The organism is Streptomyces sp. SudanB52_2052 (assembly GCF_964272415.1).
GTDB classification, from domain to species: domain Bacteria; phylum Actinomycetota; class Actinomycetes; order Streptomycetales; family Streptomycetaceae; genus Streptomyces; species Streptomyces olindensis.
On record NZ_OZ186796.1, the window covers coordinates 2955833 to 2966170 of the forward strand.

General features: G+C 69.1%; 7 protein-coding genes. 5 read left to right on the forward strand and 2 right to left on the reverse strand.

Features of this window, described 5'->3' with window-relative positions; all coding sequences use genetic code 11:
• Nucleotides 1-10: 10 nt before the first annotated feature.
• Nucleotides 11-313: a hypothetical protein gene (locus ACSUPV_RS12850; protein WP_436947503.1), complete on the reverse strand. Its 303-nt coding sequence runs from the start codon at nt 311-313 to the stop codon at nt 11-13.
• Nucleotides 314-614: 301 nt separating this feature from the next.
• Between ACSUPV_RS12850 and ACSUPV_RS12855 the strand changes: the two genes are divergently transcribed.
• On the forward strand, nt 615-866 hold the full coding sequence (locus ACSUPV_RS12855; RefSeq protein WP_436947504.1) for an IS110 family transposase: 252 nt from the start codon (nt 615-617) through the stop codon (nt 864-866).
• 187 nt (nt 867-1053) lie between these two features.
• Here ACSUPV_RS12855 and ACSUPV_RS12860 read toward each other — a convergent pair whose 3' ends face one another.
• Complete coding sequence (locus ACSUPV_RS12860) at nt 1054-1791, reverse strand: DUF6414 family protein (RefSeq protein ID WP_436947505.1); 738 nt, start codon at nt 1789-1791, stop codon at nt 1054-1056.
• A gap of 663 nt (nt 1792-2454) precedes the next feature.
• On the opposite strand from ACSUPV_RS12860, the gene pglW reads away from it, so the two are divergent.
• The 4 genes from pglW to ACSUPV_RS12880 are packed head-to-tail and all read left to right on the forward strand — an operon-like array spanning nt 2455 to nt 10326.
• Complete coding sequence (gene pglW / locus ACSUPV_RS12865; protein ID WP_436947506.1) at nt 2455-6888, forward strand: BREX system serine/threonine kinase PglW; 4434 nt, start codon at nt 2455-2457, stop codon at nt 6886-6888.
• Nucleotides 6889-6929: 41 nt separating this feature from the next.
• Nucleotides 6930-7436, forward strand: a complete 507-nt coding sequence (locus tag ACSUPV_RS12870) for a hypothetical protein (protein ID WP_436947507.1) — start codon at nt 6930-6932, stop codon at nt 7434-7436.
• Nucleotides 7433-8830 (forward strand): KGGVGR-motif variant AAA ATPase, encoded by a 1398-nt coding sequence (locus ACSUPV_RS12875; RefSeq protein ID WP_436947508.1) that lies wholly within the window; start codon nt 7433-7435, stop codon nt 8828-8830. The genes ACSUPV_RS12870 and ACSUPV_RS12875 overlap by 4 nt, the downstream gene beginning before the upstream one ends.
• On the forward strand, nt 8827-10326 hold the full coding sequence (locus ACSUPV_RS12880; protein ID WP_436947509.1) for a hypothetical protein: 1500 nt from the start codon (nt 8827-8829) through the stop codon (nt 10324-10326). Before ACSUPV_RS12875 ends, ACSUPV_RS12880 begins: the two co-directional genes overlap by 4 nt.
• Nucleotides 10327-10338: the final 12 nt, after the last annotated feature.

Here is a 10338-nt window from a genome sequence, read left to right on the forward strand (position 1 = left end):
GGCACTCGGCCTATACCTCGAAGTCCCTCATGTACTTGGATCGCTGCGGTTGAGACCGCTGCCCCCATAGCTCGGCGGCATCTCGTCGAGCCTGCCGAGAAACATGAGACTCGTTGACGACGGGGCCGAAGCGCATGGTCCGAGCTTTCTCTTCCTCCCGCTCAGCCTCCGCATCGAGACTCCTGATTTCCTGCTCTTCGGAGTAGGTAGACTCTCCGAGGGAGGTCTTCTTGCGAACCTCCTCCTTCAGCTCCGTAATCCGCTCTCGCTTGCGGCGAGCGCTTTCCTCGTACTCTTCCGGGGTGGTGAACATGGCAACCTCCGCTCTGTCACCTACAATCACCTTCCCACTCACGGCCTCCGCCCGCACGCGGCGGGACGGATCACGCCTGCCAGCTCCTGCCCAAAGCCGCTCCGTAAGTTGGTTGGCGGTCCGGAAGAGTCGGGTGTGGCTCTAAAGTCGCTTGCCCCCGGCGGCTCCGGTGGAGTGGCCGCCCCGCTCTTCGGGACGCCCTGGCCGCTGATTGAGATCTGCGCCTTGATCGCTTTTTACGGAGCTGACGGCGGGTGTTCCTCGGACCGAACGGCATGCTGCCTGAACCGAGGAAACGCACATGGCCGAACATCTGTCCCGCCTCTGGATCGGGATCGACGCCGGGAAAGCCCATCACTGGCTCGCCGCGGTCGACGAAACCGGGGCAACGATCTGGAGCAAGAAGGTACCCGCCGACCTCACTCGCCTGTGCGCACTCGTTGGAACCACACCCCCGATCCGCAAACGAGGCGCAGCGAAATCTATTCGCGTCAATCGGCAAGTGTCACTGAACCACTCCGAGGAATGGATCGATACACGGCGAAGGGGATAAGCGAGAAGCCTGGATGCTGCGGAAGGTCAATAAATCCCAAGCGGCCCAAGTTTCGCATCTGAGCGTTAATGGTCTCCGCAAACTCAGCTCTGTTTATACTTCCGTCCGCATTGTAGAAATTCATATCAGGGAGAGAGGTTTCCTCAGTGCCGTAGCTACCAATGCTGCCGACTACTGTCCACTCCTGCTACTCCGTCCCGTATCGAGCGAATAGGATATCTGCTTCACTGTCCAAGTACTGGCGCCCTTCTTGGAGGCGCGAGTTTATTAGGACGCCTTTCGTTGGAGTAAGGTTCACGTGAAGGCCAGGCGCAAAGACGCCTTTGGAAATGCGCACGAAAGCCCTCAACATTCTCCCGTCAGCACCTCCAATGTCAGGGAAGTCGGGGATTGAGTCTTCCAGCGTGACTGGCCCGTCTGCCGGTTTCTGCTTAGGTGTATGCCTCTGTTGGCCCCCCTGCTTCCCTTTGCTTTGACTGGCCTGTTTAAGGACCGATAGATGACCCATGTCGTTCAGGCCCACCATCACAGACCCAAAGGCCGAGAATGCTGAAGTCGCGTAGCGAGTATCGAACAGAGAGCCCATGGCTGTAACTCTGACCAGGGAGCCTACAGGCAGCCTTCCTTTCAGTTCACCGGAACTCCACTGCTCTGGGTCGCGGACTTCTTCTGATATATCTCGAAGCAGTGACTCTGACTCTAGAGCCTGTTCGAGCATCGGAAACAATGCATCACCTAGAGACTTATTCGTATAGGTTTCACTTCCAGACCCTTGAAAATATTGCCCAGCGACCCGTGGGCCGACAGTGGTCCTTTTTTCTTTGCGCTCGGTCTCCCGTGATTCTTCCGCGACCCCTCCGTCGATTTGGGCTAGCATTGCCCTGACTTTGTCAGTGTCTACGTACAGGAACTCGCGGAGTATCACTTGCACTCCTCCTCTTAGACTGGGCCACATCGTAAGAGACAGGTGAGTCTGCAATGGCGCGTATCGCGAATATTGGCACCAGGTGCGTGGTGTATGGCACCGAGTGCCGGAACCGCTCCAGCCCGCCATAGCTTGCTCTGGGCGATAGCAATGCAGCGTGGCTAAGGTCAGTAGGGGTGCAGCGAGGCATACGCGCGCCTGGTCGGGCGACGCACCCGCCGTCGTGGCTGACTGTCGTCGGCTGAGGTTCGTGCCACTGCCGTGCCAGATGCAGGGGTCAGCCACGGTCAACGGCGGTGTCTCGCGGTCGAGTTTCCAGCAGCCGTACCAGGTATCGAAAGCCCAGCGCAGCGGCACGATCCTCCCGCCTCTCTCCTAAAGCGGTGTTCACAGAGGGCTGTGGCCGACGGCAGTGACGGCATTTCTGACAAGCGGACAGCAGTGGGACTCGACAGCCGAGCGCGGTACTGGCGGAGCGCAAGATCTACGACTCGACTGTCCGAATCCAGCTTCGTAGCGGTTCGGGATGACTCATATCCGTGTAACTGGGCTTGGTGCGGCCCGGTGAGTTCGGACCGCAGCCCACAGGCTTCCAGCCTGGCGCTTCGGGTCACGCCGCTAGGCTTGCCCCATCACGACGCATCCAGTACCGGAGGACTCCAAGTGACGCCGACCGCCGCCACGCCCGGCCTCCCGGCGCGTCGCGAGCACTGGTTCCAGCCTCGCCGGTCCGGATTCCGATGGGAGCAGGAGGGCCTTGAGCACGTACGGCAGCTGATGCCGAACGCCGAGCCGTACCGGGCGTGGGCGACGTTCCGGTTCACCGGTGTCACCGGGCGGGTCAACGAGTGCGATCTGTTGATCGCCGTACCCGGCGGCGTCTACCTGCTGGAGCTCAAGGGACACCCGGGCCGGGTGGTGAACCACGGGGACACCTGGCAGTTCCACGGCGACCGGGTGCGGACGCTGCGTAACCCGCTGCACCTCACCGACCTCAAGGCCAAGGAGCTCAAGGCACAGCTGGAGCGGGCCGCGCACGCGGCGGGCATACCCGAGGCGAAGATCCCTTTCATCAAGCCGGCGGTCTTCCTGCACGACCCCGACCTGGTGAGCGAGCTGGACGAGTTCCAGCGCGCCTCGGTGTACGGACGCGACGGCGGAGCGAGCGGCCTGCCCGGCATCTGGGACGGGCTGCTCGGGCTGCCTCCGGAGCGGGAGAGCTGGCGCGTCACCCCGCAGGACAGCCAGCGCCTCGAAATGCTGATGAAGCGGATCGGGATCAGCCACTCCACCAGCCACCTGCGTTTCGGGGACGACTGGCGGCTCGCGCCCCGCGCTCTGGACGCGGGCCCCGGCTGGGAGGACCGGCTGGCCGTACGCGACGACGGCTTGGTGAAGGAGAGCGGCAGGGTCCGCATCTATCTGTCGGGCCAGGCCGCGTCGGCGGAGCAGCGCGGCCGGGTGGACCGGGCGGCCCTGCGCGAGTACCAAGTGCTCCAGGGCATCAACCACCGGGGCATCGTCCAGGCCGTCCAGATCCGCGAGCACCAGGGCGGCCCGGCGATCCTCTTCCGGCACCAGGAGTCGGACCTGCGGCTCGACGCCTACATGGACGCGTACGGCGACCGGCTCACGCCCGCCGTGCGCCTGGACCTGGTGCGCCAGCTCGCCGAGGCCGTCCGCTACGCCCACGACCGGTCGCTGTACCACCGGGCACTGTCGGCGCGGTCGGTGTACGTGTCCGCGCGCGAGGACGGTGCGGAACCGGTGCTGCGGATCGCCGACTGGCAGACCGCCGCCAGGGACTTCGACACCACCTCGCACCTCAGCCTCGGGCAGACACCGCTGGATTCCGGGCTGGTGGCCGACATCGCCCAGGTGTATCTCGCCCCGGAGGCCGCCAGGGAGTTCGCCGACCCGGTGGACCTCGACGTCTTCGGCCTCGGGGCGGTCTCCTATCTGCTGCTGACCGGCAAGCCGCCGGCCGACGCCCGGGGCGCCTTGGTGGACCGGCTCGCCGCAGAGGGCGGGCTCCGTCCGTCCGCGGCGTCCGACAGTGTCTCCGCGACGCTGGACGACCTGGTCTTCCGGGCCACCGCCTCCGACGTGCAGAGCAGGCTGTCGTCGGCCGAGGAGTTCCTGCGGCTGCTCGACGTCGCGGAGGCAGTCGATACCGCGGCCCGGCGCGGGGCCGTGGAGGTCGCGGACCCGCTCACGGCCAAGGCCGGCAGCCGCCTCGACGCCGAGTGGGAGGTCGTGCGGGTCCTCGGCACCGGAGCGACCGCCCGCGCCCTGCTGGTGCGCCGCGTCGAGGACGGGGTGGCGGACCCGGCATCGCTGCGGGTGTTCAAGGTGGCGCTCGACCGGGAGAAGGACGCGCGCCTCTACACGGAGGCGAAGGCGCTGCGCGAGGTGGGCGGCAACCGCATCGTGAAGCTGCTCGCGCCCCCTCGCGAGCTGGGCGGGCACACCGTCCTGGAAATCGAGTACGCGGGCGGGTTCCGCCCGGAGGACGACCGCGAACCGGTCAGTCTCGGGTCACGGCTGCGCGGCGAGGGCCGACTGGGCTACGCCCAGCTGGAGCGGTTCGGCAACGATCTCTTCGAGGCCCTGGACAGTCTGGCGGCCCGAGGGGTGCGCCACCGCGACATCAAGCCGGACAATCTCGGCCTGTTCAAGCGCAGTGACGGCTCGTGGCAGCTGATGCTGTTCGACTTCTCCCTGGCCGATGCCGCCGACCAGGACCTCCATGCGGGCACCCGCGGCTACCTCGACCCCTTCCTGGGCGGCAGCCGACGGGCCCGCTACGACGACCACGCGGAGTGGTACGCGGCGGCTGTCACGCTCCACGAGATGGCCTCGGGCGAGCGGCCGGTTTGGGGAGACGGCCAGGGCGATCCGCTGACCGTCCCGGAGGCGGAGCTGTATGTGGCCCGCGAGTTGTTCGAGCCGGCGCTGGCGGAGGGCCTGACCGAGTTCTTCGCGCAGGCCCTGCACCGCGATGTCGAGCAGCGCTTCGACAGCCTCGGCGGGATGCAGGAGGCGTGGCGTCAGGTCTTCCGCCGGGCGGACTCGACGCGCCCGCCCACCACCCCGGCAACGGTCGACGCACAGGCTGCGGATGTCGAGGACGCCCGTGAGCAGGCCGCTGCCGCGGCGGACCTGACGACCCCCCTGCACGCCGCGGGCCTGTCGCCGCGGGCGGTGTCGGTTGCCGCCGGTCTCGGTGCCGAGACGGTGGGGCAGCTCCTGGACGTCCCGCCGCACACGATCTCCCGTGCGCGGGGCGCGGGCAATGTGATCCGCAAGGAGCTCAACCGACGCCACCGCCAGTGGACCCAGCAGCTCCGCAAGCGGGCCGCGGCGAAGCACCCCGTGCGGGTGGCGGCCGACGCTCCGGTCGAGCCCCTGGAGTCCGTCGAGACGCTCGCGGCCCGGCTGGTCCCGGCCGAGTCCGGCCCCCGCACACGTCCGCGACGCGACATCGTCCTCGCGACGCTGGGCCTGCCGGAGCTCGAGCAGGCCGGTGAACTGCCGCTGTGGCCCGCCCAGTCGGCGATCGCCAAGGCCCTCGGCGTCAGCCAGCCGACCGTCTCGGGGAATCTGGGCGCCGCGATCGACCGGTGGGCGGCGCTGCCCTGGCTGGGGACGATCCGGGACGAGCTGGTGACCATACTGTCCGAGCAGGGCAGGGTCATGACGGTGCAGGAGCTCGCCACCGAGCTGCGGGTACGGCACACACCGCACGATGACGACGGCAGCGGCGCGGAAGACCGGGCCGGGCTCCAGACGCAGGCTCTGGCTGTCGTGCGGGCGGCCGCCGAGGTCGAATCACGCCGCGACGATGCGGCCGCCGCGGGGGACGGCGACGAGTACGGCGCCTCCCGGTTCACCGTGCTGCGGCGCGGCAGCACGGTGCTGCTGGCCCTGGTGGACCTACCAGGCAGCGACGATCCGACTCCGGTGGAGCTCGCCGAGTACGCGACGCTACTCGGCCGGGCCGCCGAGGAGGTGGCGGCCCGCGATCCGCTGCCCGGCGGCGGCACGGTCCTGCGCGAGCTGCGCACGGTACCCGCCCCGGAGGGGATGGCCCCGCTGGCCGACACCCGCCTGCTGACCCTGGCCGCCGCGATGGCGGGCGGAGTCGGCGTCACGCCGCGTTTCGAACTGTTCCCCCTGGACCTTGGCCTCGACCGGGCGCTGCGGATCTCGCAGGCCGCGGCCGGGGTGCGTCCCGGCATCGGGATCGGCGCCGACGACCTGCTGAGCCGGGTGCGGTCCCGCTTCCCCGGTCTTGCCACGCTCGTGGGCGTCACATACGTGGAGTGGGAGGAGGCCCTGGCCGAGGCGCACTTCCCGCTGGAGTACGACCGGAACAGGCGGCGTTTCTTCCCGCCGGCGCGGGACGCCGAGCAGAGCCGCCCGGCCTGGACCGGCTCGGTGCTGACGAGCACCGGTGCGCTGCGCGAGGCCGCGCAGGGCCAGCTGGCGGAGGGCATCGACCCGGGCCGGGTGATGACCGTGCGGCTCCAGGAGGCGGTACGCCGGGGCGGCTTCCTCGCCCTGACCGTCCGGGGCGCCCATCTTCCCGGCACGGCCGACCGCCTCGCAGCCCGGTTCGACGTGCTGCCGGTCGATGTGGACGAGCTGTTCCTGGCCGCCCTGCGGACCCTGGCCGACGAGCAGCAGGTGCGGTGGGGCGCCCTGCTCAAGGCGGACGCGAAGTTCACCGAGACCGGCCGGATCGGACCGGCGCTCGCGTCCTACACCCGGCTCGCCGCCGAGCGCGTCGCCGCCCGTTGCACGACCCTCGCCGAGCAGACGGGCCCGCGCACGGTGCTCCTCGCCCACCGGGCCTCGCTGGTGGCCCGGTACTGGGAAGCGGGCGGCCGCGAGTTGCTGGTGTCCCTCCAGGAGGCGGCCCGCCGGCCGGGTGCCGTGCCGCACGGCCTGTGGCTGCTCGTTCCGATGGACGACCCGCAGGCCACCCCTGCGCTGGACGGCCGCACGGTCGACGTGGTGGACCGGGTGAGCGAATGGGCGGTCTTGGAGGGGCTGTTCATGAAGGAGCTGGAAGGGCTCCTGGAGGTGAGCTGAAGCCTGACGCTGCATCAGCGGAAGACCTTATGATCTGCGTCGTGGGGGACGACGAGGACATCAAGGGAACGACGGATTACGCCTGCGCAGGGGAACGGCATTACGAAGACGCCTCCTATCTGCATGGCGACGGGCGGCTGTTGAACGCGGACCATTTGTTCGGGCTCGCGGTGGAGTGTCTGATGAAGGCGCTGCTGAAGCGGTTCGCCGGGTCACACGGGGTGTCCATGCGGAACAGCGGGGGCTCCGAGAGCGACCGGCTGTGGTGGGACGACCCCGGTGCCGAGAACCCGAACAAGAAGCGCAAGGCTCTGGGCCACATCAACCAGATGCGGCAGGCCCTCCCCTTGCTGCTCGACGGACGCACCGGCCCCGCTCTCACCCAGGTCCTGACCAGGGTCTCCGCGGACTTCGAGAAGTGGCTCGTCGACGACCGCTACACCGACGGTACCCACCTCGACGCCGCTCTCCTGACCCGTCGCCAGGAGGCGGCGACACTCGCCCACGATCTGCATCTGCACGTGGAAATGACCGGAAAGCTGCCATGAACCTCTACGACGCACCGATCCGCTTCGACAAGGCGCGCCCGGCCGCCGATGCCTTCGCCCGCGAGATCGCCGCGGAAGGCTTCGACGTCCTCCTTGTAAGGGATGTGCTCGGCAGGTTCTCCTTGGTCGTGGACGACGCCGACCGGGGTGACGGTGCGGGCGACGAACAGGCCGAGCGCTGGCGGGAGTCGTTCACTGCCCGGCTGGGCCGCTACAGCGGGGACCGTCCACTCGTACTGACATCGGTCACGCGTCTGCCGAAGACGCTGACAGCCTCGCCGCGCACCCTGGAGGTCGTGCCGGCCACCGGCACGGCGGGCGCGGTCCGGCTCCTCGACAACACGGTCGTCGGAGAGGAGTGGTCCCATGTCACCACTCCCTCCGCCACGGACGACAGCGGGGCACCCCGCCCCCGCCGTACGGCGCTGTACGGGTTCAAGGGCGGCGTGGGCCGCACGACGGCGGCATCGGTGCTCGCCCGACGGCTCGCCGACGAGGGGCTGATCGTGCTGGTCATCGACCTCGACCTGGAGTCGCCCGGTGTGGGTCCGCTCCTGCTCGGGGACGGCACCCTGTGCACCCACGGCGTGGTGGACCACATGGTGGAGTCGGCGCTCGGCAACGCGGACGGCCTGGAGATCGTCACCCGCTCCGGGTACAACCCGCGCAACCAGGGCGAGCTGTGGATCGCCCCGGCGCGCGGCGCGGGCACCGAGGGCGTCCCCAACGCCTACGTCGACAAGCTCAACCGGGTGTACGCCGACACGGAGGGCGCCCGGTTCGCCGAGCGCCTGGCCGCCACGGTCCGGGCCTGCGAGCAGGCGGTGGAACGGAGCGACAGCGGGCGCCTGCCCGACGTGGTGCTGCTCGACAGCCGGGCGGGCATCCACGACGTGGCGGCCGTGACCATCTCCCATCTGTGCGACTACGCGCTGCTGTTCGGCGCGGACAACGACCAGACGTGGTCGGGCTACCGGGACCTGTTCGAGGCGTGGGCGGCCTCCGGTCAGGCCCCGGCGATCCGGGAGAAGCTGCGGATGGTGGCGTCGATGGTCCCGGACTCGGTGCACTACTCGAAGGACACCCATCTCGAGTCCTTCCGCCGGAACGCCCATGCAACGTTCAGCGTCCTCTACGACTCGCTCGCACCCGACGAGGTCGCCGGTGCCCCGCAGGGCTCCTGGGACCTGGATGACGAGGCCGCGCCCCACTCCCCGATCCCGATCCTGTTCGAGCCGGGCCTGATCGGGATGAACGTGCCCAACTCCCCGGACTGGCAGGAGCGTGCCTTCGTCGAGGCCGCGTACCGTGACTTCCTGACCACGGCCGTCCCGCTGATCATGGCGGGCCCGGCCGGGGATGCCGACGCCGAGTCCGAGGACGACCGCACATGACCGAGCCGCTGACCCCCGGCGAGTACCGCGACCTGCTGTCGCGCGCGCTGGAGGACACCGTGGACGCGGACACCCGGCCCCCGAAACCGCACACCCTGTACATGCCGGACGCGCACCGTGCCGCGCTGTACGTGGACAGCACGGTGGTGCAGGGCGACCGCGGGGTCGGCAAGACGTTCTGGGCGCGCTCCCTGCTCGACGCCGACCTGCGCGCGGCGGCAGCCCTCGAATACCGCATCAACCGGCTGAACCGGCTGCGGGTCGCGCCCGGCTACGGCATGGACATCGTGCCCGACTATCCGGGCCCGCTCGCCCTGCCCTCGCTGCTCGTCGGCGGCGCGCTCCCGGAGGAGATCTGGCAAGCCGTCCTGCTCACCGCCCTGGGACAGCCCGAGCTGCGGGCGACGGCGGACTGGGCCGAGCGTGTGGTCTGGGTACGGACCAACGCCCAGTCCGCCGAGGCCACCCTCGCGCGGACGGACGCGGAGGCTGCCGTCGAGGACGTGGTGCATCTGCTGGTCTTCGACGGCCTGGAGCATCTGCACACCGACTGGGACACCCGCAACCGGATGATCGCCGAGCTGCTCCGCCTGGCGATGCGGATGCGGTTCGGCACGCGCAACATCCGACTGAAGGTGTTCCTGCGGCCCGACATGTTCGACGCGGCCAAGCAGCTCTTCCCCGACGCGTCAAAGCTGTCCGGGAACGCGGCCCACCTGGAGTGGACGCGCACCGACCTGTACGGGCTGCTCTTCCACCACCTGGGAAACGAGGACGACGAGGCGGCCGAGCGGTTCCGCCGCTTCACCGGCGGCTGGCAGCCCCCGGCCCCCGGCGCGCCCGTCCGATACACGGCCCCGCCCGACCTGCGCAACGAGGAGAAGGCCCAGCAGCCGCTGTTCGAGCGGATCGCCGGCCCGTACATGGGCACGAACGTCCGCCAGGGCCGCCCCTACGCCTGGCTGCCCAACCATCTGATGGACAGCAACGGCAGGATCAGCCCGCGCACCTTCCTCAAGGCCCTCAGCGTGGCCGCCGACACGACACGGGCCTCCCACCCCTCGCACACCCGTGCGCTCCACCACGACGCCCTCCGGGACGGTGTCCGCGAGGCGTCCAAGGTGCGCGTCGTCCAGATCGTCGAGGACACTCCGTGGGTGGAGCTGGCCATAGCGCCCCTCAAGGGCTGCCAGGTCCCCATTACCCGGAGGGAGATCATCAGGATCTGGGAGAGCCGCGACCTTCCGCAGCAACTCCGCGAGGAGACGGCCCGCTACGCCCAGGCCGACCGCCCCGAGCTGGTCCGCACCGGCCCGCGGCACCCCGACGACCTGCCGCGCCTCGTCCAGGAGCTGATCGGCCTGGGTGTCCTGCGTCACCGGCCGAAGAGCAGCAAAGAGGAGCTCGACGAGTACTCGCACCTCGACCTGCCCGACATCTACCGCCTTGCCTTCGGCCTGGGCCGTCTCGGGGGGATTCCGCTCGCCAAGCGGTAGGTCCCGCTGGGT

Coding starts and splice junctions, on each gene's coding strand:
- ACSUPV_RS12850 (WP_436947503.1), bottom strand. CDS start 313: ATGTTCACCACCCCGGAAGAGTACGAGGAAAGCGCTCGCCGCAAGCGA.
- ACSUPV_RS12855 (WP_436947504.1), top strand. CDS start 615: ATGGCCGAACATCTGTCCCGCCTCTGGATCGGGATCGACGCCGGGAAA.
- ACSUPV_RS12875 (WP_436947508.1), top strand. CDS start 7,433: ATGAACCTCTACGACGCACCGATCCGCTTCGACAAGGCGCGCCCGGCC.
- ACSUPV_RS12880 (WP_436947509.1), top strand. CDS start 8,827: ATGACCGAGCCGCTGACCCCCGGCGAGTACCGCGACCTGCTGTCGCGC.